This window comes from Azospirillum sp. VT-I1 (assembly GCF_055698305.1).
This window is the reverse complement of the sequence record NZ_CP168807.1, coordinates 215,515-240,969: the sequence shown is the minus strand read 5'-3', so window position 1 is coordinate 240,969 and position 25,455 is coordinate 215,515. Positions and strand designations below refer to the sequence as shown.

Below are 25,455 nucleotides of genomic sequence, written 5' to 3'. Positions count from 1 at the left end.
ATGGATGAAGCCAGCAAGGCGCTGCTGAGCGCCAAGATCAAGACACCCGAGGAAATCCGCGCCATCGTCGGCGCACCGCCGCGATCCCGCAAGGTGATCATGTGCCACGGCACGTTCGACATCGTGCATCCCGGGCACATCCGCCACCTGATGTTCGCCAAATCCAAGGGCGACATCCTGATCGCCAGCCTGACCGCCGACCAGCACATCACCAAGAGCAAGCTGCGCCCCTATGTGCCGCAGGATCTGCGCGCCTTCAATCTGGCCGCCCTGCAGGTGGTGGATTACGTGGTGATCGACCCCGATCCCACCCCGCTGCGCAACCTGTCGGTCATCCAGCCCGACCTCTACGCCAAGGGTTACGAGTACATCAGCAAGGGGCTGCATCCGAAGACCAGGGAGGAGAAAGAGCTGATCGACTCCTACGGCGGCGAGATCATCTTCTCCCCCGGGGACTTCGTCTATTCCTCCTCGCACCTGATCGAGACGGCGCCGCCCAACCTGCGCTGCGAAAAGCTGATGTTCCTCATGAACGGGGAGGAGATCGGCTTCGACGACCTGCGCGGCATCCTGACCCGCTTCGAGGGCACGCGGGTCCATGTGGTGGGCGACACCATCGTCGACAGCTACACCCACACCACGATGATCGGCGGCATGTCGAAGACGCCGACGGTCAGCGTGCGCTTCGACAAGCGCCACAGCTTCGTCGGTGGCGCCGGCATCGTCGCCAAGCATCTGCGGGCGGCGGGGGCGAAGGTCACCTTCTCCACCGTGCTGGGCGACGACCGCGACAAGGGTTTCGTCCTGGAGGATCTGGCCAAGGCCGAGGTGGAGGTTCTGCCCATCGTCGACCCGACCCGGCCGACCACCAACAAGGACTACATCATCTGCGACGGCTACCGGCTGCTGAAGGTCGACACGCTCGACAACCGCAGCATCTCCGACGCCATCGTCGAAAAGCTGCAGGAGCATCTGCGCAGCGTCGACGCCGACGTGGTGGTGTTCAGCGACTTCCGGCACGGCGTCTTCAACCGCGAGACCGTGCCGCGGCTGGTGTCGGCCATCCCGGAGCGCGCCTTCCGCGTCGCCGACAGCCAGGTCGCCAGCCGCTGGGGCAACATCCTGGAATTCCAGGGCTTCGACCTGATCACGCCCAACGAGCGCGAGGCACGCTTCGCCCTGGGCGACCAGGATTCGGTGGTGCGCGCCCTCGCCGGCGACCTGTTCCGGCAGGCCCGCTGCAAGACGCTGATCATGAAGCTGGGCGAGCGCGGCATCCTGACCTTCCGCACCCGGCCGGAGGGCGATCCGCGCACCGTCATCGCGCTGGACAGCTTCGTCAACCATGTGGTCGACGCGGTGGGGGCGGGCGACGCGCTGCTGTCCTACGCCACCCTGGCGCTGTTCGCCACCCGCACGGCGGACGGCCAGAGCAACGAGGCGATCGCCTCCATCCTGGGGTCGATCTCGGCGGCGCTGGAATGCGAGATGGACGGCAACTATCCGATCACGATCGAGGCGATGCGCAAGCGCATCGACCAGATCGAGTCCGAGGCCCATTATCGCGCCGAGTGAAACGGCGGCGGGAGCAAGCAGCATGCGTGTCATCGTCGTGGGGTTGGGCGTCCAGGGGCACAAGCGCCGGGACGTCGCCGGCCCCGACCTAGTCGCCACCGTCGACCCCGTCAACGCCAATGCCGATGTCCGCAGCATCGGCGAGGTCGGCTACGACCGCTTCGACGCGGCGCTGCTGTGCACGCCGGACGAGGTGAAGATCGAGCTGATCGCCGAGCTTCTCGACCGCGGCAAGCATGTCCTGGTCGAGAAGCCGCTGTTCGCCGCCGATTCCTCCACCCTGCGCGACCTGGATCAGCTGGCGCGCCGGCGCAAGGTCACCTGCTACACCGCCTACAACCACCGCTTCGAGCCGCATTTCGTCCGCATGAAGCAGGCGCTTTCCGCCGGCACGCTGGGCGAGGTCTATACGGTGCGGCTGTTCTACGGCAACGGCACCGCCCGGCTGGTGCGGGAATCGGCATGGCGCGACCAAGGGGCGGGTGTGCTGCCCGACCTCGGCTCCCACCTGCTCGACACCATCGATTTCTGGTTCGGGCAGGGCACCGGCCCCTACCGCATCGTCGCCGCCAACCGGTTCGAGAACCGCGCCTTCGACCATGTCGTCGTCGCCTCCTCCGGCCGGCTGCACATCGAGCTGGAGATGACGCTCTTGTCCTGGCGCAACCACTTCACCGCCGACATCCGGGCGGAGAAGGGCAGCGCCCACATCGAGTCCCTGTGCAAATGGGGACCCAGCAGCTTCAGCCTGCGCGACCGCAAGCTGCCCAGCGGCCGGCCCGACGAGGAGACGGTGACGCTGGTCCAGCCCGACCCGACCTGGCGGCTGGAATACGACCATTTCAAGGGGCTGTGCCGCGAGGCCGCCAACAACCTCCAGACCGACATCTGGATCAACGACACCCTGAACGCCCTCGCCGGCGAGGCGCTGTCCGGAGACGCAGCATGAGCGAAGCGGCCAAGCAGCCGGTGCCCCACCAGCCCGTCATCGGCTACGCCGGCATGACCCACCTCGGCATCAACTCCCTGGTGGCGGGGGCCGAGCGCGGCTTCGCCATGGTCGGCTTCGATCCCGATGGCGCGCGCACCGACGCCCTGGCGCGCGGCGAGCTGCCGGTGGTCGAACCCGACCTGCCGGAGATGCTGGCGCGCAACGCCGGCCACATCAGCTTCACCGCCGACCCGGCCGCCCTGGCCGCCTGCGACGTGGTCTACATCGCGGTGGACGTGGCGACCGACGACCAGGGCGCCAGCGACCTCGGTCCGCTGAAGGCACTGCTGGCGGTGGTGGAACCGGCGATGCGTCCCGACGCGCTGCTGGTGATCCTGAGCCAGGTGCCGCCGGGCTTCACCCGCGGGCTGGTCCGGCCGGGCCGCGAGGTCGCCTATCAGGTGGAGACGCTGATCTTCGGCCGCGCCGTGGAGCGCGCCATGTATCCGGAGCGGACCATCATCGGCCGCGCCGATCCGTCGGCCCCGCTGCCGTCCGCCTACCGCCGCTTCCTGGAAGCCTTCGACTGCCCGCTGTTCGTCATTCGCTTCGAGAGCGCCGAGCTGGCGAAGATCGCCATCAACTGCTGCCTCGTCGCCTCCATCGGCGTCGCCAACACGCTGGCCGAGCTGTGCGAGCATATCGGCGCCGACTGGTCGGAGATCGTGCCGACGCTGCGGCTCGACAAGCGGATCGGCCCGCACTCCTACATCGTGCCGGGGCTGGGCATTGCCGGCGGCAATCTGGAGCGTGACCTCGCCACCGTCTGCCGGCTGGCCGACCAGCATGGCAGCGACGCCCGCATCGTCCGCGCCTGGATCGCCAACAACCGCCACCGCAAGGACTGGGCCTTCCGCCGGCTACAGTCGCTGGTGCTGAGCCAGCGGCGCGCCCCGCGGGTGGCGGTGTGGGGGCTGGCCTACAAGCAGGACACCAACTCCACCAAGAACTCGCCGTCGCTGGCCCTGCTGTCGCTGATCCGCGACGTCGAGGTGGTCGTGCACGACCCGGTGGTGGACGGCGCCGCCGTCGACCATCCGCGCCTGACCGTCGCCGCCTCGCCGCTGGAGGCCTGCCGCGACGCCGACGCGCTGGTGATCATGACCCCCTGGGCGCAGTACCGCGACGCCGATCCGGCCGCCCTGGCGCAGGCGCTCGCCGGCCGGGTGGTCATCGACCCCTTCGCCATGCTCGATGCCGCCGCCTGCGCCGCCGCCGGACTCCAGCACCATGTGCTGGGTCGCGCGCTCTGACCGCCCCCAAATCCGCCCTCCGATCCGAAGAACCGGGAACCGACGCGATGCTCGACCATCTGAACCCCACTCCGAAGCCGCCCGCCCGCGTGGTCGTCCTCGGCAGCCGCGGCTTCATCGGCGCCGCCCTGGTGGCGCGGCTGGCGGCCGACGGCGTGCCCTGCCTGCCGCTGTCCTCCGCCGACCTCGACCTCGCGGCGCCGGACGCGACCGGGCGGCTGGCCGCGCAGCTGCGCCCTGACGACGCGCTGGTCTTCCTCAGCGCCCTGACCCCCGACAAGGGCCGGGATATCGGCACCACGCTGCGCAACCTGGAGATGGGCCGCAACGTCTGCGAGGCGCTCGTCAGGCAGCCGGTGGCCCATGTCGTCTACATCAGCTCCGACGCGGTCTATCCCTTTGTCGAGGGCCGGGTCGGCGAGGAATCGCTGGCCTCGCCGACCGACCTCTACGGCTCGATGCACCGCACGCGCGAGCTGATGGTCCAGCAGGCGGTCCAGGCGCCGGTCGCGGTGCTGCGCCCGACCCTGGTCTATGGCGCCGCCGACAGCCACAACTCCTACGGCCCCAACCGCTTCCGCCGGCAGGCGGCCAAGGACGGCGTCATCACGCTGGGCGGCGAGGGCGAGGAGACGCGCGACCACATCCTGGTCGACGACGCGGTCGAGCTGATCGTCCGCGTCCTGAACCGGCGCAGCCGCGGCCTGCTGAATCTGGTCAGCGGCCGCAGCATCAGCTTCGGCGACCTCGCCCGGCTGGTGGCGGCGCAGTTCGACCGGCCGGTCGAGATCCGCTTCACCCCGCGCACCCAGCCGGTGACCCGCCGCGTCTTCGACGTGACCGACTGCGCCAAGGCTTTCCCGGACTTCGCGGCAACCCCGCTGGAAGAGGGGCTGGCGCAGGTCCACCGCGCCGCCCTGGCCGGCTGAGCGGGCGGCCGGGACGATGAACGACAGGGCGATGGACGCCGCCACCCCGGGTCCGGTCACGCTCGACGCCTTCCCGGCGGCGGTGGCCGCCCTGCTGGTCACCGAGGACGGCCATTACCTGCTGCAACGGCGCGACGAGAAGCCGGACATCTGGTTCCCCGGCTATTGCAGTCTGTTCGGCGGCCTCATCGAGGAGGGGGAGGAACCGGCTGAAGCATTGGCGCGGGAATTGTCCGAGGAGCTCGACTATCAACTGGGCGCATTCTCCTATTTCACACAAGTGTGTTTCGACTTGCGCCGGTGGAATCGCGGTATTAAGTTGCGATATATTTATGAAGTGCCCGTAAGGCGTGCTGAAATTTCCGGCATGTCCTTGCGCGAGGGGCAGGCGATGGAGCTGCATGGGCCGCAAGCGGTGATGGGAATCGACCGCCTCGCTCCCTACGACGCCGTCGCCATCGGGCTGCATATGGCCGACCGCCTTCTGCAACGGGCGCCTCTCCTGCTCTGACAGGCGGACGGCGTCGGGATCGGCCCGCCCGCCCGCAAAGGAAAAGGTATCGGTTCATGTTGGAAAGTCCGTCGGACTCCTATGCCAGAATTCTTGCGCTTCGCTCGGCACTCGACGCCGTTCTCATCGACGCGCTCAGCCTGAAGACCGATCTGGATCGCCAGCTCCTCACCCAAGGCCGGCAGGCCGCCGGCGAGGCCGCGGGACGTGACCTTGAGGAGGCCCAGGCCCGGATTCGCAGCCTGCAATCCTCCCTCGACGCATCGATTGCCGAAACCTCGCATCTGCGCGACCGTATCCAGGCGCTCCAGGCGGAACTCGCCCAACTCCAGGCCGCGCAATCGGGCTCGGCATACGAGGAGGCCGTCGCGCGCATCGGCGTCCTGCAATCCTCCTTCGATGCCGCCATGGGCGAGGCGAGGGAGCGGAATGAGCGGCTCCGCCAACTCGAGGGTGAACTCGCGGACCTGAGGGACTGGGAACGGCGCAGCCGCGACGGGCTGTATTCCGATCCGGCGACCCTGACCGAACTGACCGGCTATGCGGGCGACGGCGAGGAAAAGGCCGGCGGCGAGGACGGATCGGAGGCGGAGCAGCCGCCGACGCCGGAGCCGGCTTCGGAGCAGGACGATGCCGCGATCCTGGAGCGCTGGGCGGCACTGCCCCACCGGCCCAAGGTCGTCTTCATCGGCACGCAGAAAACCGGTTCACTCCTGTTCTGGCAGGCCTTCCGCGACCATCCGCGAACCATCACCCTGGCGAAGGACTGGGACATCTTCTCGGCCAATTGGGCCGACAGCCCTCATTTCATCGAGGAATATCTCAAGCATTATGAGCGCCTCGTCGACGGCGCTCTGGTGAGCGGGGTTGCCGAATCCCCCGTCATGATCGAAATGACCTCCCATTACTATGCCGATCCGGTGGTCCTGCGACGGATCGCCGATTCCTGCGGCAAGGACGTCAAGATCCTGTTCAGCATTCGGAACCCCATCAACATGGCGTTCTCGCTGTACAACAATGGATTGCGCCAGGGCGGATGGCCGAAATCCTTCTTCGAAGCCGTCGAGCATGACGAGGAGCAGTTCTTCCCGAATATACCAGAAATTCTGGACAGGATTTATAGCATCTTCCAGAAGAGGAACGTCCTTGTCATCGACTATGATCTTGATTCTAAGAAAAACCCACGCAAGACGGTTGCCAACGCCCTGCATTTCTGTGGCTTGTCCAGCTACGAATTCCCGCTCCGCTATGACAATGTCAGCTATCATCCGCGCTATCTCTACAACGCGGAACGCCCTCTTCGTATCGAAAGCCACGAACGGCGCTATCTGATTCCGCCGCGGACGCTGGTCTATTGCGTCGGCAACGGCCGCGAACGGGTCTGGAACGATCCGCCGGCCGCACTGGTGGCTGCGGCGCTGAGCGTCCAGTCGAACTGGACGCAGGAATTGTCGGCGGCGACCTGCCGGTCGCTGTTCGACACCCATTGCCGCGACATGGCCGGGCGGTTGCAGCGCGACTTCGGCATCCGCACCGACCATTGGTCGGAAAATTTCCAGACCCTGCGCTACCAGCCGGCCCCGCCGCCGGAACAGTTCGTGGTCGGAGAGAATGGTGCAGCGTGAGAAGAATAGGGAATTTTGGAGGGGGACATTGATATGGAGATGGTTCCTATTTCCGGGGATGGAATCAACAAGATGCTTGCGCATGGAATCAAATGCGTAGGAGACATCTATGCGGTTCCGGAAATGGTGATTGAGGCACCGATTTTCACTCGTTCAAATATGGGTGGAATACATTCGATTGGAGCCTTCTCTTATATTTCAGGTCCAGGCATCCATAATGATGTATCATTTGGCCGATACTGCTCGATTGCGACCAATGTCAATATCGGATTCGGGGAACACCCGACAGATTGGCTCAGCACCTCGCCTGTCCAGTGGTCAGGCTTCTTCCCCACGCACGCCTTGCCCAGCTACGAACCCTTTGACGCCCGTGCCATGGTGCAGGTCGGGCATGATGTCTGGATCGGGCACAGCACATACATCAGGGCCGGCGTGACCATCGGCAACGGCGCCATCATCGGCGCATGCAGCGTGGTCACCAGGGATGTCCCCGACTATGCCGTCGTGGTCGGCAACCCGGGGCGGATCAAGCGCTACCGCTTTGACGAAAAAGCGATTGAGCGACTTCAGCGAATCGCCTGGTGGCAATACAACATCAAGGATTTGTACGGCTGCCCCTTCCATGACATCGACAGGGCTCTGGATTGGCTGGAAGAACGACAGGCGGCGGGGGCGTTGTCTCCGTATGTGCCGGAAAAATATGGTGCCGAACGGCTAAAAGCCATACTTGCCCAGGACTAGAAGGCTAATTCTACCGATATCTGGCGTGAATATTGGGAAGTTGGAACGTTTTCCGACGAAGGACTGGGAAATGGCCATGGATGTCAGGAATAACGTTCCTCCGCTTCATTTCGTCGTGCCGGTGTGGGGGGAGAAATACGTCCGGCTGTTCCTGGACGTGACGCTGCCGACCTTTCTGTCGCCGCGCAACATCCCCTGCCTGCCGGGCCTGTACCGCTGTGCCTTCCACATCTTCACCATGCCGGACATGGTGGAGACGATCCGCAGCGCGCCGTCCTTCCAGGCGCTGTCCGCCCTGCTGCCGTCCCACATCCATTGCTTCGACGGCTTCGACGCCAACAAGTACAACCAGATGTCCTGGGGCCATCTGCGCGGCATGGCGCTCGCCAACGAGGCGGAGGCGGCGACCGTCTTCCTCAACGCCGACATGGTCTTCTCCGACGGCTCCTTCGAATCGATCGCCCGCATCCTGGCGTCGGGCAAGCGGGTCATCGAGATCGAGGGCGTGCGCACCAACAAACCGGGCATGGTCGAGGGCTTGCGCGGCCGCCATTTCGACCCGGCGACCCAGGCGATCACCGTGCCGCCGGACCGGCTGGTGCGGCTGATGATCGACAACCTGCACAAGATGAGCCTGTCCCATTTCTGGGAGCCGGAGGACGACCAGGGCTTCATGCCCTTCCACACCTATTTCCGGGTCGGGCGGTCCGGCCTGATCGCGCGGTCGACGCACCTCTATCCCTTCGTCGTCCATCCGCGCAACCGCGTGCCGGTCGACCAGATCACCACCATCGACTGGGACCTCGTCGACCGGGTCTGCCCCGATCCCGCCGACTCCCATGTGGTCACCGATTCCCGCGAGATCCTCGCGGCGGAGATGAGCGACCCCGATTATTACGTCAAGCCGTGGTATGCCCGGCGCGACGTCGAGCAGTACCGGGACAATTTCTTCCGCAACACCCATTGCTGCTCCGCACGCCACCGCGACGTGCTGCGCTATGTGATCAATTTCTATACCGGCCGCGACCGCGGGCCGGACTGGACGGCGGTGCGGCGGCGGGTCGACGCCTGGTACGACGCCATCGTCTCCACCGGCCCGATCGACGTCGCCGGGCTGTGGGGGCCGCCGCTGGCCCGCACCGTCTGGCAGGAGGCCGCCGCCCGGCTGCAGCCGCGCTTCTCCTTCCTGCTGCCGCGCAAGGTCCATGATCTGGTCGGGCTGACCTTCCGCACCCGGTTCCGGCGCTCCTTCTCACTGTACCGCGATTCCGCCCGCCGGCTGGGCGGCGCCTGCGGGACGGCGATGATGGCGGCCCCCCGCGTCCTGTTCAAGGCGACGGAGGCCGAGGCCGCCGCCTGGCTGCGCGAGGTCGACCGCCTGTATGCCGAGGCGGTGCGCTCTTCCGGGATCGAGGCCGCCTCCAATGTCGAGATCGACCTGGGCGGCGTCTTCTACGGCACCGGCTGGGGCGACGAGGATTTCCTGTTCGGGCAGGGCATGCGCCGTCTCGGCCCCGACAACAGCGCCACCGTCCATCTCCGCCTGCAACCGGGCGACTATGATGTGGAGCTGTATGTCTACAGCGCGCCGGAAGGCGGGGTGAAGACCATCCGGCTCAGCGCCGGCGGCGTCCCGCTGGAGGGCGAGGTCGAATGGGTGGTGGACCGCTACCGCTGCACCGGCGTCTTGCCGCGCGCCGTCGTCCAGGCGGCCGGCGGCTTCGTCGCCCTCACCGTGACCGGAGAGGATCCGTCGCGCCCCTGGCGCGCGGACGAGCCGCCGCAGCCGTCGGCCTTCTCCTTCACCCGGCTGCTTCTGTGCCGCCGCCAGGACCAGCCGGCGGAGGCCGCGCCCGCCGCACCGGTGCCGGAGGCTGCCGTTGCCGAGGCTGCTGCCCTTCCCGTGCGCAAGGACTCCTGGACCGGGCCGGGGGTGCGGCGGCGGGTGCGCATGCTGGTGGCGCTTTGGGGCGAACCCTACATCCGCCTGTTCTGCCAGTCCTGCCTGCCGACCCTGCTGGCGCCGGGCAACCTGCCGGCGCTCGCCGCCCGGCATGATTTCGATCTGGTCTTCCTGACCGCCGGGGCCGACGCCCCCCATTTCGACGCCATCCCGGAATATGACGCGCTGCGCCGGCTGGCGCCGGTCCACCTGCTGCCGATCGACGACATTCTGCAGGAATGGTGGCACCCGGCCAGCAACGCCTACGGCATCGTGCTGACCCGCGCCTTCCACAAGGGGGTGATGGCGATGGGCGAGGCGCAGCTGAACACGCATTTCGTCTTCTGGAACGCCGATTTTTGCGCGTCCGACGGCTCCTTCGGCCATCTCGCCGATCTGCTGGCGCATGAGGACTTCAACGGCATTCTCGCCCCCAGCCTGCGGGTGGACGAGGCGTCGATCGTGCCGGAGATGCTGAGGCGGCGGGACGGCGACCGGCCGGTGATCTCCATCCCGTCGCGTCCCTTCACCCGGCTGGCGCTCGACCATCTGCACCCGACGGTGAAGGGCAAGACGGTGACCCGGCGGTCGGATTATGTGTCGACCCTGGCGAACCAGTTCTACTGGCATGTCGACGACGAACTGCTGGTCGCCCGCAACTACCTGCTGTTCATGCTGTGCATCCGGCCGGAGCGGATCTGCAACGACCTCGCCGCCTATTGCGACTATGGCTTCATCCCGGAGATGGTGCCGTCCGGCCGCATCCACACCGTCGCCGATTCCGACGAGATGCTGCTGCTGGAACTGCAGAATCCGGACAAGGAGACGCAGTACCTGAAGTTCGTCCATCCGGACGTGCCGATGAACCCGCGCGACTTCCAGTCCTACATTTCCGAATGGTCGACGGCGGAGCACCGGGCCAATTCCCGCGTCCTGACCCTGTTCCGGGCCGGCGGCAAGACCTACGACATGGCCGAGATCCAGGCCATGACCGACCGTTTCATGGCTCCGCTCGAAGAGGGGCTGTATTCGCAACCCCGCTGGCACAACGGCCATCCCTACTGGACTGGCACCATCCTTGCCATGGGCAAGTCGGCGCGCACCGCCCTGCCGCTGTCCCCCCACACCGAACCGCTGCGCGCGCTGGGGATCGACTTCGACCTCTATGCCCATGCGGAGCTGTATTTCGGCTCCCGCTGGCGCGACCGGCTCAGCGCGCTGCGCACGGACAAGAGCGTGACGATGGGCGAGCTGGAAACCCGGCTGCGCGACATGGACGCCGCCTATCCCGATTTCTTCCGGGAGGCCGGGCTGCCGCACCACCCCCGCCACGAGGTCGACCTGACCGACGTCTTCTTCGGCACCGGCTGGGCGCCCGTGGACCGGACAGGTCCCGCCCCCGCCGGCCTGTCGGGCCGGCCGGCCGGGCGCATATCCTGCTGAAGCTGCAGGGCGGCCGCCTCCTGTATTCGGGCAAGCTGTATCTGGACGGCCCGGCCGAGGCGCTGGGCCGCATCCGCGTCCTGGTGAACGGCAACGCCTATTTCCAGCAGATCTACCGCGAAGAAGAGGCGGCGGTCGTGTCCTTCTTCCTGCCGCGCGGCGTGGTCGACACCTGCAACGGCAGCGTCGACATCGGCATCGAGACCGGCAACGGAGCCGACATGTTCGGCGCTCCGTCGCCGGTCACCGTCCGCAGGCTGATCGTGGAGAGCCTGGAATCGGTGCAGAACAGCTGTCCGGTGATCCTGCCGATCATGGATGCCGGCAAGCTCGACCTCGCCCGCCAGTTCCTCGACGATTTCGGCGAGGACGGCGCGCGGTCGGACGTCGGCCGCCTGCTGCTGACCCGCTATCGCGTGCTGGCGGAGAAGCGGGCCTGGACGCCGGACGACCTGGACGCGGCGCTGACCGGCCCAAGCCAGGCGGAGACCGTCCAGGGGCTGAAGGCCATCGTCGGCTCCATCATCCGGCACGAGCGCGACTACGCCACCGCCAGCCGCATCCTCGACCGCCTGTCCCTGTTCTGTGCGGAGGACGGGGACCTCTGGGCTTCGCTGTCCCACACGGCCCGCCGCTGCGGCAAGCCGAAGCTGGCCATCGATGCCCTGGCCCACGCGGTCATGCTGGCGGAGGGGCAATACCTGAAGGCCAACCCCGACGTCGCCGCCGATCTGTTCGCCGGCCGGGTGGCGGGTGCGGCCGAACATTACCTCGGCCGCGGCCGGCAGGAAGGGCGCGACTGGCCCGGCTTCCTGCCCGTGTCGGAACTTGCCGGCCATCTCTACCTGCGCCGCTATCCCGATGTCGCCGGTCTGGTGCTGGCCGGCAAGGTCGCCTGGGCCTACGACCATTACCAGCGCCAGGGCAAGGCCGAGGGGCGCGAGTGGCCCGACGCCGCTCCCGCCCCGGCTGCCGCGGCACGGGCCGATACGGTTCCGGCCTGACGGCAGGCGGAGAAGGCGGTTCGGCGGGAAAGGCCGGCTTCCTTTCGGAGCCGGCCTTTCCCTTGTTCAGGGTTTAGGAAAATAAGCTCACACATGCGGCGGATTTTAGGTACGTTGTCATGGTTCTCGCCGGCCTTGCCGGTTTCCCCGATCCCAGCAGGAGGAAAGCCATGCCCGTCCTTGCCATCGACGATTTCGGCGAACGCATCCAGGCGCTGCGTCCGGCTGCCGCTCACACCGTTCTCATCGGGGCCGCGACGCAGAGTTCGCAGCCCTTCGGGGTGGTGGTCCTGCGGCTGGTCGCCACCTCCCCCTGCTTCGTCGCCTTCGGCGCGGCGCCGTCCGCCGACGTCCTGACCGGCCATTACCTGCCGCAGGGCGTGCCCGAATATTTCCGCGCGGCGGCGGGCGACCGCATCGCGGTGGTGCGGGCGGCCGAGGACGGGCTGCTCCACATCTCGGAGATGGGCTGATGCTGGGCCGCGTCGGACGGCTGCTGGCCGCCGCCGGCTGCCGCCTGCGCCGGCTGGCCGCCCGCTCGGGCTGCCCGCTGCTGACCCGCTCCGGCAGCCGGCTCATCCCCCGATCCCAGCCATGAGGTGACGCCCATGACCGACATCGCCCTCCACCAGCTTCCCGATTCCGGGCCGTTGACCGGTGCCGAGATCGTGCCCATCGACGACGGCACAGCCACCGTCAAGACCACCGTCGGCGCCCTGCGCGCCGGGCTTGCGGCGGCTTCGCACGGCCATGACTCCGCCGCCATCGCCGATTCCACCGCCACCGGCCGGGCGCTGCTGACCGCGGCGGCGGCATCGGATGCGCGCGGCATCCTGGGCCTCGGCAGCCTCGCCCTGCAGAACGCCGCCGTCACCGCCGATGCCGGCCAGGGGCTGGCGCTGCGCAACCTCAGCGCCGGCGGCTCGGCCGCCTGCCGCCTGACGCTGGGCAGCAACGCCGACGACAGCGACGCCTATGTCCAGATCAACAGCGGCGGCAACAGCTCCCACGGCGGCGCACGGTCGCTGAACATCCTGGCCAATGCCGGGGACATCTGCTTCCTCACCAACCGCCTCAGTCCGACGATGCGTCTGCGCATCCCCAATACCGGCGGCGTGGCGGTCGGCAGCGCCACGGTGTTCGACTCAGCCGGCCATGTCAGCCTGCGCAGCTACACGGTGGCGACGCTGCCGACCGCCAGCCCGGCCGGCCGCCTGATCCATGTGTCGGACGGCGCCGGCGGCAGGCGGCTGGCGGTGTCGTCGGGCAGCGGCTGGAGCTGGACCGACGGCACCGCCGTCGCCTGACCTTCGCCCCCATTTCCCAGAAGCAGGAGAAGCGCATGATCACCGAGAAGGTCCCCTACGAGCTGCTGGTGCGCTGGGACGAGACCGGCCTGCTGGCCGGCGCCCATGCCCAGTTCTGCTACGTCACCCGCGACGGCGGTGCCGATGGGGGCGGGACGGTGCTGGGCGAGTTCCTCGGCCCGGCCGAGCCGGTGACCCTGACGGAGGAGGAGGCCGCGCTGATCGCCGCGCTGCCCTCCCGGCTGGATGCCGCACCACCCCACGGCTGACCTGAAGCATTGTGCGGGAAGCCGTTCTGCGGCATGTCTTGGCCGATGCCGGCCGGGCCGGTTGCAGCGGAGCGGTTTCCCCCATGTCCGTCTTCCTTGTCCGCCACGGCGAGTCCGAAGGCAATCTCGCGCGCGTGTTCAGCGGCGTCACCGACCATGCCCTGACCCCTCTCGGCCGGCGGCAGGCGGCGGAGGCGGCCGGGCAGCTCGCCGGGCGGCGCTTCGCCGCCCTCTTCACCTCGACCCTGTCGCGGGCCATCGACACCGCCGCCCTGATCCTCGACCATGGCGGCTGCGCCTGCGGGCGGGTGGTGCGCCACCATGACCTGGACGAACGGAATTTCGGCGTGATGGAGGGGGTGGACCAGCCCGATCCCGCCGGCCTGCCGCCCGACCATCCCGCCCGCCTGACCTGCCTGGACGTGCATCACCGGCCGCCGGGCGGCGAATCGATCGGCGATACCCAGGCCCGCGCCGTGCGCTATTTCCAGAGCGCCATCGCCCCGGCGGCGGAAACCGGCGACGTGCTGGTCGTTGCCCATGGCAACGTCATCAAGGGGTTGGTCGTCTGGCATCTCGGCTGGCCGCTGGACCTTGTGCCGGAGATGCCGATGCGCAACTGCCTGATCACCCGCTTCCCCTGATCCCACCCTCCCCACCGCCCGGTAAAAGCCGCCTCTTCATGCAGATCCACGCCGGTTTCCCCTTTCCGTCCGCAGCCGACGTTCCGTCCGTCCGTCCGCCCTGCGACGGCCGGATCGAGGAGGTCGCATCGGGGGCGGTGCAGGGCTGGGTCGCCGCCACCGGCCGCGTGGTGCCGGAGGTGGAACTGCTGGTCGACAGCGTGCCCCATCTGCGCGGACCCGCCGACCGGCAGCGCCCGGACCTGCCCTGGCCGGCGCTCGGCTTCGCCGCCCCCCTGCCGGAGCCTCTGCTCGACGGCCGTCCGCACCGGCTGGAGCTGCGCATCGTCGGCGGCGCCTTTCTCCAGGGCGGCCCGGTGGACCTGGAAGGGCTGTGCCCGTGCGACGGGGCGGTGCTGCGTGTGGCGGGCGGGCGCGTCTTCGGCCGGGTGCGGGCGATGCCGCATGCCGGTGACCGAACCGTGCTGGAATTATGGGACGACGGGGTGTTCCTTCTCCGCTTCGCCGTCGCCGACCACCCGGCGCCGGCCGGGGAGGGGGCAGCGGAAGGGGAAGGAAAGGCACGGGACGGGCGGCACGGCTTCGCCCTGCCGCTGCCACCGCGCTGCTTCGACGGCGCCAACCATGAACTGCGCATCCGCGACGCCCTGGGCCGCGACCTCGCCGGCAGTCCCTTCGGCTATCAGGCCCGGCCGCCCGACCATGGCGGCCAGGGGCCGATGCTGGAGCGGGCGGGGCTGATCGGCCATCTGGAGGCGGTGGAGGGGCGGCAGATCACCGGCTGGGCACTCGACGCCTTCGCGCCCGGCCGGCCGGTCGAGCTGGAGCTGTGCGAGGGGGAGGAGGCCGTTGGCCGCCTCACCGCCAACCGGCTGCGTCCGCCGCCTCTCGGCGACGGATCCGGTGGTCCCATTCCCTGCGGCTTCGCCGCCGAGGCGCCGGAATCCTGGCTCGACGGCCGGCCCCGGCGGGTGACGCTCCGCTTCGCCGGCACCGACATCCCCCTGCGCGGCATGCCGCCGACCCTCACCTTTCTGCCGCCGTCGGGCAGCGCCGCCCGGATCGGTGGGCAGGACAGGGGCGAAGGAGCGGATGCCGGCCCATCCGATGCGCCCGCCCGGCTGGAGGCGCTGCAACTCGCCCTGGCAGAGCGTGACCGGCAGATATCCTTGCTGGCGGCCGACCTCGCCGCGGCGCTGTCCGGGACGCCGACGCCGCCGCCGGGCATGGGCGCGCCGCCGGGAGCGCCCCGGCGGGTGGTGTGGTGCGCGCCGCCGGATGCCCGGACCCGGCCGGCGCTGGACGACGTGCTGGCGATGCTCTCCCGGATCGCCCGCGACATCCCGGTCGAGTTTCAGCGAATGCCGGTCGATCCCCCCAGCCTGCCGCTTCCCTGCGATCTGGCGCTGGTCCCCGCCGTCGAGAACGGGAGCGGCGGGGGCGGCTTGGCGCGCCCGGCGATCCTGGCGGCCCTGGCGCGCGGCATTCCGGTGCTGGCGGCGGCGGATCCCGGCCTGCCGGCCAGCCTGCGCGATCTCGCCGTCCGCGATTGGGAGCGCGAGGCCCGTCGGCATCTGGCGGCGGCGGCGGTCCGCAGTGGCGAAAGCGCGGTCGCGGAGGCCCGGCCCGCCGTTCCCGCCGGTCGGCGGGCTCCGGTGCGGCTGCTGATCCTGATCGACCTGCCGGAGGAGGTCGACCTGCTGGAGCCGGTGGCCGCCGCCGCCCGCCGGGCAAGGGCGGCCGCAGGGGCAGGAGCGGTGGCGCTGACCGCAGTGCTGACCGACCACGCCGCCACCCGCTCGACCCGCGCCCGTGCCATGCTGGCCCGCCACGGCATCGCCTGGACGGTGGCGGAGCGGTCGGCGCTGCTGGCCGGCCGGGCGCCCGACCTGTCGTCCGCCGACGCCGTGCTGGTCGGTGCCGAATCCGACCATCCCTCCCACTGCGTGCCGCATGCGCTGCTCGGCCGCGCGTCGGCGCTGGGCATTCCCTGCTTTGCGGTCCAGCATGGGCTGGAGACCATCGGGCTGACCTATTTCGACGAGGTGCATGACGCCGGCGTCCGGCTGGGCGGCGACCGCATCTTCACCTGGTTCCCGGTGGCGGCGGCCCCGGCGGAGATGGCGGCGGAGGTGCGGCGGCGGTTGTGTCCGGTGGGATCGCTGCGCGAGCCGACGCTGGTCCGCCCGGCCCTGCCGGCCGCGGTGGCCGCCGACGGGCGCCCCCTGGTCGGCGTCTTCGAGAACCTGCACTGGCACCGCTACGACGACCGCTTCCGCGCCGGCTTCGTCGAGGCGCTTTCGGCGGCGGCGGCGGCACGGCCGGCCCTGCGCTTTCTGGTGAAGCCGCACCATTCGGCCCGCTGGCTGGGGCAGATGCCGGTCGGCGCGCTGCCCGGCAACGTGATCCTCGCCGATCCCGCCGATCCGGCCTGGGAACCCTTCACCGCGCCGGCCCTGATGCCGGCCCTGGCGGCGGTGGTCACCACCCCGTCCACCGTCGCCCACGACGCGGCGAGGGCGGCGCGGCCGGTGGCGGTGGCCGGCGGCGACCTCGTCCTGCCGGTGCTGGCGCCGCTGCCCATCCTGCGCCGGCCGTCCGACTGGCTGGACTTCCTCGACGGCGTGCTGGCGGATGGCGGTGCGGCGGCGCTCGCCGACGGGCAGATGTTCCTCGACCGCCACATGGTCCCCGGCCCGGCGGGGGAACGCATCCTCGACCGCATCTGCGACCGGGTGCAGTCTACCCCCAAGGCCCCCGCATGAGCGACATCCTCTACGCCTTCTGGGATTTCCACGCCGGCACCCCGCCGCTGGACCTGCCGCTGTTCCTGGCCGCGGCCGAGCACGCGCGCCGGCAGGGCGGTCACGGCCGCTGCCATGTGGTGCTGTGCGACCGCAGCACCGGGGAAGCCGACGGCGATCCGCCCTGGGACGGGGAGGCCGAGTGGCGGCTGTGGAACGAGGTCATCCCGACCCTGTGGCTGCTGCCGTCGGGCCAATGCTTCTCCCTGTGCCGCGATGCCGGGGAGGTCGCGGATCTGGCGGCCCTGGCCGGTGCCGACGCCTTTCCCGTTCCCCATGGCGGGCCGGATCCGGCGGCCTTCCACGAGTGCCGGACCGGCCTGTCGCAGGCGCGGGACCTTGCGGGGTCCCCTTTGCCCGCTCCCCTGCGCGCCACCCTGCAGGCGCGCGACTATGTGCGGCAATGGCTGGAGAGGCGGAACGACGGGCGGATGGTGGTCACTCTGTCGCCGGCCGCGATGGCGGGTGGCGACGGGACGGACGGCTGGGCAAGGGAGTGGGCGGCCTTCGCCGCCCGGCTGGACCGCGACCGCATCCTGCCGGTCCTGCTGCCTGCCGCCGCCGACGCCCACCGTCCGCCCGGTCCCGTATGGGAGACGGTGCCGCTCTATGCCGAGGCGGCCTGGAACGCCGAGTTGCGGCTGGCGCTGTACGAGATGAGCGACCTGCTGCTGGTGGAGGACCCGTTCGGCGCCGGTCTCGCCCTGTTCGGGGCGGAGACGCGCTGCGCCGCCTTCGGCGACACGGCGGACCGGCTGGCCGCCCTGGTGCCGGCGGCTGCCCTTGCGGCGGAGGCGGTTCGGCGGCCATTCCCCGGCCCCTGCGATGCCGGGACGCTCGCCGCCGCCTATGAGCGGATGGCCGGGACCCTCGCCCTGCCGCCGCTGCGGCCGCGAAGCCCATGAGTGCCGGACGAAGCGACGCGCTGCTGGCCTTCTACGATCTGGCCGTGGCGCCGGCCACCTTCGACGTCGTGCTGTTCCTGGTGCTGGCCGAGGCGGAGCGGCGGCGCCGGGGGCTGGTGCGTCTGCATGTGGTGATCGTCCCCGGTCCCAGCGACGGCTTCCGCGACGGCGGGAATCCCTTCACGACGGCGCAGTCGGTGTGGCGGCTGTCCCAGCTTCTGGTCGCCGCCGTCTGCCTGCTGCCCGGTCGGCCGGCCGTGTCGGTGGCGTCCAGCCGGGAAGAGACGGTGCGGCGCCTGCACGCGCACCGCAAAGGCCGGGACGCACCGCCCGTCTTCCCGCCCGACTACGACCCCGCCGCCCCCTATCCGCGCCATCATTTCCCCTTCGTCGCCGCGGCCCACGGCGCAGGCGCGGACGTCCGCCCGCTGGCTGCCTCCGCTGCCGCCCGCGGCTGGATGCGCCGCTGGCTCGACGGGAAGGCCAGGGCGGCCGGCCGGCCCGTGGTGGCGCTGGTCCTGCGCGAGGCCCCGGTCATGCCGGAGCGCAACAGCCGCCTGCCCGACTGGGCCGCCTTCGCCCGCCGGCTGAGCCGCGACGGCTTCCTGCCGGTGGTCCTGCGCGACGCCGACACTGCAGCCCGGCCGCTGCCGCCCTCCTGGGGGGATGCGGTAGCCTGCCCGGCCGCCGTGCGCAGCCTGGATCTGCGGATGGCGCTCTACGAGCTGAGCGCGGCGGTGATGCAGGTCAACAACGGCCCGGCGGCGCTCGCCCACCACAGCGCCGGGGTCGCCTATGCCACCTTGAAGATGCTGGCCGACAGCCCGGTCACCACCGACGGCTATATGCGCCGGGTCGCCCAGCCGCCGGGCGCCTCCTACGCCTTCGCCGGGCCGCGGCAAAGGCTGGTCTGGGCCGAGGACGATCTGCCGGCCCTGGTTGCCGCCTTCGAGGCGCTGCTGGCTCCAGAGACCCCCGCCCCGATACCCGACGTGGCGGACACCGCGCCGGACGGGCTGCTGCGGCTGGCCGGGCGCCTTCATCGGCAGGGCGACGCCGTGGCGGCGGTGGAGGATTGCGCGCGCCTGATCCGGCTTCTCCCGCCGGACAGCGTTGAACTGGCGGCGGCGCATCACGGCCATGGGCTGGCGCTCGCCGTGCTGGGCGACGGCTGGGCTGCGTTGCAGGCCCTGGAAAAGGCCCATGCCATCGCGCCCGGCGACCGCCGGCATGCGCGGGCGGGTGCTCGCCTTGCGCTGGAACTCGCGATGCTTGCCCTCGAGCAGGACAGCCTTGCGGCGGGTTGCGACCTCTGCGTCCGGGCGGCGGCGCTGGATGCCGGGGAGCGGCGCTTCGCCGGCCCGCTCGCCCGCACCGCGCTGGAACTGGCCCGCCGCCTGCTGGCGGCCGACGCGCTGGAGGAGGCGGAGCGGGCGTCCTCCGTCGCCGTGACCCTCTCCCCGGCAAGCGAGCCGGCGCGCCGCATCGCAGCCGCGGTGCAGGAGGCGCGGGCGAGGGTCCAGGGCCGCGGGGCGGAGGCAGTGGCCCGCCGGCTGGCGGCGTACCGGCTGCGGCGGGACTCCGCGCTGCACCGGCGCCGTGCGGCCGAGGCGCTGAGGGCCCTGTCGGTGCCGCCGCTCGGCCGGCCGGCGGCTTGGGACCTGCTGGTCGCCAACGGCACCGTCGACGCGGCGGTCGCCATCCTGGAATCGGGGGACAACCGCGTCGACATCGTCCCCGCCGCCCTCGCCCTGCTTCATGCCGGTCCCTGGTGGCCGCAGTCGCTGGCCGCGGCGGCGGAGGGGCGGCGAACCGATCTGGCGCGCATCCTGGAACACCCGATCGGCCATGCCGAGCCGCATGGCCGGCTGCTGCGCGCGGTGCTGGCCGCCCGCCGGATCGACGAAGCCGGCTTCGCCCCCTGGTTCGAGGCGGTGCGCGGCTGCCTGCGCCACCTGTCGGCCGTTCCGGCCTCGGCGGTGCCGCCGACGCTGCTGACCCTGCTGGGCGCGCTCGCCTGGCAATCCTTCTGGCGCGACCACCCCCCGCCGGCCGAGGCGGCGGAGCGCGAGGCGCTGCCGGCGCTGGAGGCGCAGGCCGGGCGGTCGCCGAAGGACCTGCTGGTCTTCGCCCTCTATGGCTGGCCGGGACGGGTTCCCGGCGCCGCGGCCATCCTCTCCAGCGCCGGGCATCCGCTGTTCCGCCGCCTGTCGCGCGCGGTGATCGGCCACCGGCCGGAACCGGGGCCGCCGGACGACGGCGAAGCGGGAGGCGGGCATGCGGATTGAGGAGACGGACGCCCCGGCCGGTGCATTTGAGGGCTGCGACGGCATGGTCGTCTATGGCTGGGCGCATGATCCCAGCCGTCCGGCGCTGCGGGTCGGGCTGGACATCCTGGCCGATGGGCGGCTGGTGGAGCGCATCGTCGCCGACCGGCCTCGGCCGGAGCTGGCGGCGGCCGGCCATGGCGACGGCCAATGCGGCTTCTTCGCCGTGCTGCCGGCGGCCCTGTGCGACGGCCGGTCCCACCGGATCGCGGTGGTCGAAACGGGAAGCGGCCGCCCCCTGCCGGGCGGTCCCCGCGACATCGCCGTCCCGCCGGCCGGCCTCGCCGCGACCGCCGCCCTGCTCGACGAACGGCGCCGTCTGCAGCACCGGCTGATGGTCAACAGCCAGGAACTGCTGAACACCGGCCGGGTCGGGCAGGGCAACGGCTGCATGGCCTTCGACCCGGCGCTGGGCGAGATCTACCGCAGCGTCCTGGCCGGCTGGCCCGGCATCGAGCCGGAGGAGGAGCGATGAGCAGCCCCATCCCAGCCGATACCCCGGCCGATACCCTGACCATCGTCCTCGACCTCGCGGTGATGCCGCTGACCTTCGACGTCGCCTATGCCGTGGCCAACGGCGAGGTGGAGCGGCGGCAGCGCGGCTACCGCCGCCTCTCGGTGATCGTCGTGCCGCCGTTCGACGAGCACCGCCGCGCCACCGCCCATCCCTATCCGCTCGACCACCAGCGGTGGCGGGTGCGCCAGATCGTCCTGCCGGTGGCCTCGCTGGCGTCGGCGGGCGGCGGGATGGGCGGCGGCGGGGTGGCCGTCTGCCGGACGCGGGAGGAGGCGCGGGCGCTGGTTGCAGCGCGCGCGCCCCATCTGTTCCCGCCCGATTACGACATCGACCACCCGCGCGAGATCTACTGGTTCTCCCACCTGATGGCGCGGGCCGAGGACGGGCTGGACGTCCGCGTGCTGGAGGCGCCGGAGGCCGCCCGCCGCCGGGTGCGCCGCTGGCTGGACGAACGCGCCGCCGGGCGCCGGGTGGTGACCGTCACCCTGCGCGAGACCGCCTACAGCGACGTGCGCAACAGCCGGCTGGAGGATTGGGCCGCCTTCACCGCCGGGCTGGACCCGGAACGCTACCTGTCGGTGGTCCTGCGCGACATGGCGCGGTCGCACGAGCCGCTGTCGGGCGACTGGGGCGCCGCGGTCTCCTGGCCGGAGCCGGTTTGGAACGTCCCGCTGCGCATGGCGCTCTACGAGCTGGCTTGGTTCAACCTGCTGGTCAACAACGGCCCGGCGGCGCTCGCCTATCTCAACCCGCATGCGCCCTGCGCCGTGCTGAAGATGCTGGCGGACGTCAACGAGGCGCGGGCGCAGCACCAGCGGCGGCTGGGTGTCGAACCCTACGGGCAGTATCCCTTCTCTCCCCCACCCAGCGGCTGGTCTGGGAGGAGGACGAGCTTCCCGCCATCCGCCGTGCCTTCGACGCCTTCCTCCACCTCGCCGAAGGGGGGCATCCCCGCCCGCCGGGGCGCTCGGCGCGGCCCGCTTCACAGACCGCATGCGGCGCAGCGCCCTGGAATGGCAGAGCGCCGGCAACCTGCACGAGGGGGAACTGGACCTGCGGCGGCTGCTGGACGACCGGCCGGAGGATGCCGCCGCCCTGGCCCATCTGGGCGCGATCCTGCGCCTGCGCGACCGCTCCGGCGCTTCGGAGCCGGCCTCGGATGCAGCGGTCGAACCGGCTATGCGGGCGGTGCTCCTGGAGCCGGGCGACGAGGAGAACCGCCGCCTTGCCGTCGCCATCGCGCTGGATGCGGCCGGACGGCGGCTCGACCGGCTATCCGCTTCCAACTTGTCCGGGGCTCCTGACCGCGACCTTGCGGCGGCGGAGGATGTGGCCCGGCGCGCCCGGTGCCTGGCCTCCCGCTGGACGGCCCCGCGGCGCCGGCTGGCCGCCGTTCTGGAGGCCCGCGCCGGTGTCCTGCGGCAGCGCGACCCGGATCGGCAGGGGGACGAGATCCACCGGCTTCTGGCGGAGGCGGCAGCCCTGGTTCCCGACGACCTCGCCATCAGGGCGCAGCTTGTCGCCAGCCATGCCGCCGCCGGCCGGGGGCCGCAGGCATGGCGCCACGCCCTCGCCGCCCTGCATCTGGACCCCGAAGATCCGGCGGCGCAGCAGGCGGTTGCGAGCGCCCTGACCAATCCGGACGGCTTTGCGGCATTGGACGGGGAGTTGCTGGACCGGTTGGCCGCCTTTGCCGATGCGTGGCTGACCGCCCCGGGACCCGGCCGTGCGGCGGTGATCCCGGGGCTTGCCGCCATCCTGGGTCGGGTCCTGCCGCAGGGGATGGCGCTGGAATTCCCATCCTCCTCCGAACCGCCAGCCGGCGCGCTTGCCCTGGCCGAGGTGCTGCTGTGCGAAGCCCGGCTGGCGCCTGCGACGCTGGAAGCCCTCCTGCCGCGCCTGCCGGAACGCCGCGCGGCCCTGCTGCGGCAAGTGCCGGCCGCCCTGTCCGCACGCGACGAACGGCTGCTGGCCGCCGTGGCCTGTCAGGCCGAACGCCACGCCTATAGCTGGCCGGCCGGCCCGGCCGAGCATGCGGAGGCCGTGAGGTTGGCCGCGGCCCTGGTTCCGGACGCTGCCCCGGTCTCGGCCGACAGCAGTGCGCTTCCGGTTGCGGCGCTCGTCGTGGCACTGTATCAGCCCTTGCCCGATGCCGTCCTGCGGCGAGCCCGCTCCGCTCCGTCGGGGTGGGAGGACGGCGATCCGCGCCTCAGGCTGCTTGGGCGTGCCGCCGGCTTCTGAACGCCGCCCCACCATTCTCATCCGGATGACCGAGCCATGAGCGAGATCGATTACCAGGGCAGGCTTGAGTTCATCACCACAGGCAAGATCTATGGCTGGCTGGTCAACAAGACCCGGCCGGAGATGGAGTGCCTGGTCGATCTTTACGTCAACGGCTGGTTCATGGGCACCCATCCCTGCAACGAGTATCACGAGGCGCTCGCCTCGCTGCCGGGGCACAAGGGGTTCGGCGTCTTCAACATCCCGCTGCCGCAGGACATGCTGGGGATGGAGGACTGCGTCGTCGACGTCCGCATCCACGGCACCGCGACCTCCATCCCCAACGCCCCCATCGTCACCAACCTGCACCGGGCGGTGATCGACACCGCCCTGTCGGGCATGACGCCGGAACGCAAGACGCTGTGCCGGACGGCGCTCGCAGAGACACTCAACCTGACCAAGCGCGCCCGCAACCGGCTGGAGGATCCGCGCCTGACCCGTCCCGCCCCCGGCTACGAGGAGGCGGAGCTGACCATCGGCGCCTTCCTGGCGCACCAGCTGTACCGGCTGGATGCGGCGCGGGACTTTCATCTGCGCAGCGCCGCCGACCTGCTGCGCTTCCTGGTGCGGCACGGCGACCGCTTCAATCTGGCCGACCATGCCTGGTGCCCGCTGCCGGCCGACGTCGCCGCCTTCCTGGCGTCGGGGGAGGAGGATGCCGGCGGCCTGTTCCGCTCGCGCCTGCTCGCCGAATACAAGGAGCAGGTGCTGGACACCGCCGGCCGGCCGACCGGTGCGGCGGAGCTGTGCAAGCTGGTCCACTGGATGTTCGGCAAGGCACGCCTGCCCAAGGCGGCACTCGCCGCCGAGCATGCCGATTACCTGAACGGGCCGGCCGGACTGACGGTGGAGGGCGGCGGGACGGTCGGGCACGGACTGCTTTCCCGCTTCTACGCCGAAATGCATGCGATGGACGAGGCGCTGGGCGGCAAGCTGGCGCTGCAGGACGACAAGGCCCTGTTCGTCATCCTGCTCAGCATCAGCCTGTGGCTGGTCCGCTGGAACCTGGACGACCTGTTCCTGCCGCCGGCGGTGCGCGCATTGTTCGACCGCCGGATCCGGCATGCCGGGCGGGAATGGAGCGGGCTCGGCTATTTCTTCTCCTTCCTGGACGTGCCGGGTGCGGAAAGCCTGACGCTGGACAGCCTGCGCCTCCGGCAGGAGGCCGCGGCCGTCGCGCATGATGCCGGGGAGGCCGCCCAGGGTGGAGGAAGCGCCCCGAAGGGCGGGGTCAACCTGTTCGGCTATTTCGACGGCAGCACCGGCATCAGCCGCAACGCCCTGTTCTCGCGAGAGATCCTGGCGGCGGCCGGCGTGCCGCTGACGATGCCGCCGCTGGTCCTGCCGCAGCATCACGCCGCGGAATCCCTCCATCCCGTGAACCTGATCCATTTCGGCATCATCGGCGCCCCCGGCGACATGGTGAACCATGGGATGGAGCGCTTCGCCGGTGCCTACAACATCGGCTTCTTCCTGTGGGAGACCAGCCTGCCGCCGCGCTCCAGCCTGCTGACGCTGGACCTGATGGATGAGATCTGGACCCTGTCGGACTTCTGCGCCCAGGGGCTGGCCCACCATTTCCGCGGCCCCATCCATGTCGTGCCGAACTGCGTCGACGAGCGGGCCGCCGCCCCGGCGGCGGGGGATGGGGCGACGGGGGATGGGGCGGTGGCGAACGGGGTGGCGGCTGGCGCCGGCTGGCGTGGCGAACGGCCCTTCACCTTCTATTTCTGCTTCGACGCCCGCAGCTGGTACACGCGCAAGAACCCTCTGGCGGCGGCGCGGGCCTTTCAGCTGGCCTTCCCGGCCGGCGACCCGTCCTGCGGCGACGTCCGGCTGCTGCTGCGCATCCGCTACCGCGCCAGTTCGCGCAGCATCGCCGACACCGCCCACCGGCTCCAGCTCGACCGGCTGGCCCGGCTCGACCCGCGCATCGTCATCCGCGACCAGGATCTGCCCTACGCCCAGTCCCTGGCGGAGATGCGCAACTGCGACTGCTACGTCTCGCTGCACCGGGCGGAGGGGTTCGGCTATACGATGGCGGAAGCGATGATGATGGGGAAGCCGGTCATCGCCTCGCGCTATTCGGCGAACCTCGACTACATGACCGACCGGACCGGCTTCCTGGTCGACGGCCGGGAGCGCTTCATCGAGCCCGACGAGTATATCGACGTCACCCCCGGCGCCGCCTGGTTCGAGCCGGACGTCGCGGCGGCGGCGGAGGCGATGCGCCGCGTCCGCTTCGACGAGGCCGAAGCCCGCCGCCGCGCCGCGGCGGGACAGGAGCATGTCCGCCGCACGCTGAACCGCAAGGCGGTGCAGGATCTCTACGTCACCCGCCTGAACGCCGCCCATAAGGCTGCCCGGAAGCGGACCTGAGGGGCGAGG

The 25,455-nt window shown here is 70.5% G+C and carries 20 protein-coding genes; all 20 read left to right on the top strand.

Going from position 1 to position 25,455, the window contains the following annotated elements:
- The 20 genes from AB8P05_RS32240 (at position 1) to AB8P05_RS32145 (ending at position 25,446) form a co-directional block, all read left to right on the top strand.
- Positions 1 to 1,575: a PfkB family carbohydrate kinase gene (locus tag AB8P05_RS32240; RefSeq protein ID WP_455176233.1), complete on the top strand. Its 1,575-nt coding sequence runs from the start codon at positions 1 to 3 to the stop codon at positions 1,573 to 1,575.
- A gap of 22 nt (positions 1,576 to 1,597) precedes the next feature.
- The gene (locus tag AB8P05_RS32235; RefSeq protein ID WP_455176234.1) at positions 1,598 to 2,524 is read left to right on the top strand and encodes a Gfo/Idh/MocA family protein; all 927 of its coding nucleotides are present in this window, start codon (positions 1,598 to 1,600) and stop codon (positions 2,522 to 2,524) included.
- Positions 2,521 to 3,819, top strand: a complete 1,299-nt coding sequence (locus tag AB8P05_RS32230; protein WP_455176235.1) for a nucleotide sugar dehydrogenase — start codon at positions 2,521 to 2,523, stop codon at positions 3,817 to 3,819. Before AB8P05_RS32235 ends, AB8P05_RS32230 begins: the two co-directional genes overlap by 4 nt.
- Positions 3,820 to 3,866: 47 nt before the next feature.
- A complete protein-coding gene (locus AB8P05_RS32225) occupies positions 3,867 to 4,748 on the top strand; it encodes an NAD-dependent epimerase/dehydratase family protein (RefSeq protein WP_455176236.1) in 882 nt (293 codons plus the stop codon).
- 31 nt (positions 4,749 to 4,779) lie between these two features.
- A complete protein-coding gene (locus AB8P05_RS32220; protein ID WP_455176237.1) occupies positions 4,780 to 5,259 on the top strand; it encodes an NUDIX domain-containing protein in 480 nt (159 codons plus the stop codon).
- Between the two features lie 56 nt (positions 5,260 to 5,315).
- Positions 5,316 to 6,884, top strand: coding sequence for a sulfotransferase domain-containing protein (locus AB8P05_RS32215; RefSeq protein WP_455176238.1), 1,569 nt, complete (start codon positions 5,316 to 5,318; stop codon positions 6,882 to 6,884).
- A 33-nt stretch (positions 6,885 to 6,917) separates the two neighbouring features.
- Positions 6,918 to 7,625, top strand: a complete 708-nt coding sequence (locus AB8P05_RS32210; RefSeq protein WP_455176239.1) for a CatB-related O-acetyltransferase — start codon at positions 6,918 to 6,920, stop codon at positions 7,623 to 7,625.
- Positions 7,626 to 7,701: 76 nt separating this feature from the next.
- Positions 7,702 to 11,010 (top strand): hypothetical protein, encoded by a 3,309-nt coding sequence (locus AB8P05_RS32205; protein ID WP_472762027.1) that lies wholly within the window; start codon positions 7,702 to 7,704, stop codon positions 11,008 to 11,010.
- Between the two features lie 83 nt (positions 11,011 to 11,093).
- On the top strand, positions 11,094 to 12,014 hold the full coding sequence (locus AB8P05_RS32200; protein ID WP_472762026.1) for a hypothetical protein: 921 nt from the start codon (positions 11,094 to 11,096) through the stop codon (positions 12,012 to 12,014).
- A 170-nt stretch (positions 12,015 to 12,184) separates the two neighbouring features.
- Positions 12,185 to 12,487, top strand: a complete 303-nt coding sequence (locus AB8P05_RS32195) for a hypothetical protein (RefSeq protein WP_455176241.1) — start codon at positions 12,185 to 12,187, stop codon at positions 12,485 to 12,487.
- A complete protein-coding gene (locus tag AB8P05_RS32190; protein ID WP_455176242.1) occupies positions 12,487 to 12,612 on the top strand; it encodes a hypothetical protein in 126 nt (41 codons plus the stop codon). The genes AB8P05_RS32195 and AB8P05_RS32190 overlap by 1 nt, the downstream gene beginning before the upstream one ends.
- A gap of 10 nt (positions 12,613 to 12,622) precedes the next feature.
- Positions 12,623 to 13,321, top strand: a complete 699-nt coding sequence (locus tag AB8P05_RS32185) for a hypothetical protein (protein ID WP_472762025.1) — start codon at positions 12,623 to 12,625, stop codon at positions 13,319 to 13,321.
- 35 nt (positions 13,322 to 13,356) lie between these two features.
- Positions 13,357 to 13,590, top strand: a complete 234-nt coding sequence (locus AB8P05_RS32180) for a hypothetical protein (RefSeq protein ID WP_455176244.1) — start codon at positions 13,357 to 13,359, stop codon at positions 13,588 to 13,590.
- An 83-nt stretch (positions 13,591 to 13,673) separates the two neighbouring features.
- The gene (locus AB8P05_RS32175) at positions 13,674 to 14,234 is read left to right on the top strand and encodes a histidine phosphatase family protein (protein ID WP_455176245.1); all 561 of its coding nucleotides are present in this window, start codon (positions 13,674 to 13,676) and stop codon (positions 14,232 to 14,234) included.
- Between the two features lie 38 nt (positions 14,235 to 14,272).
- Positions 14,273 to 16,999, top strand: coding sequence for a hypothetical protein (locus AB8P05_RS32170; RefSeq protein WP_472762024.1), 2,727 nt, complete (start codon positions 14,273 to 14,275; stop codon positions 16,997 to 16,999).
- Positions 16,996 to 17,943, top strand: a complete 948-nt coding sequence (locus tag AB8P05_RS32165; protein WP_472762023.1) for a hypothetical protein — start codon at positions 16,996 to 16,998, stop codon at positions 17,941 to 17,943. The genes AB8P05_RS32170 and AB8P05_RS32165 overlap by 4 nt, the downstream gene beginning before the upstream one ends.
- Complete coding sequence (locus AB8P05_RS32160; protein WP_455176248.1) at positions 17,940 to 20,231, top strand: hypothetical protein; 2,292 nt, start codon at positions 17,940 to 17,942, stop codon at positions 20,229 to 20,231. Before AB8P05_RS32165 ends, AB8P05_RS32160 begins: the two co-directional genes overlap by 4 nt.
- Positions 20,221 to 20,745, top strand: a complete 525-nt coding sequence (locus tag AB8P05_RS32155; protein WP_455176249.1) for a hypothetical protein — start codon at positions 20,221 to 20,223, stop codon at positions 20,743 to 20,745. Before AB8P05_RS32160 ends, AB8P05_RS32155 begins: the two co-directional genes overlap by 11 nt.
- Positions 20,742 to 22,091 (top strand): hypothetical protein, encoded by a 1,350-nt coding sequence (locus AB8P05_RS32150; protein ID WP_472762022.1) that lies wholly within the window; start codon positions 20,742 to 20,744, stop codon positions 22,089 to 22,091. Before AB8P05_RS32155 ends, AB8P05_RS32150 begins: the two co-directional genes overlap by 4 nt.
- A 973-nt stretch (positions 22,092 to 23,064) precedes the next feature.
- Positions 23,065 to 25,446, top strand: a complete 2,382-nt coding sequence (locus AB8P05_RS32145) for a glycosyltransferase (protein WP_472762021.1) — start codon at positions 23,065 to 23,067, stop codon at positions 25,444 to 25,446.
- The last annotated feature ends 9 nt before the right edge of the window (positions 25,447 to 25,455 follow it).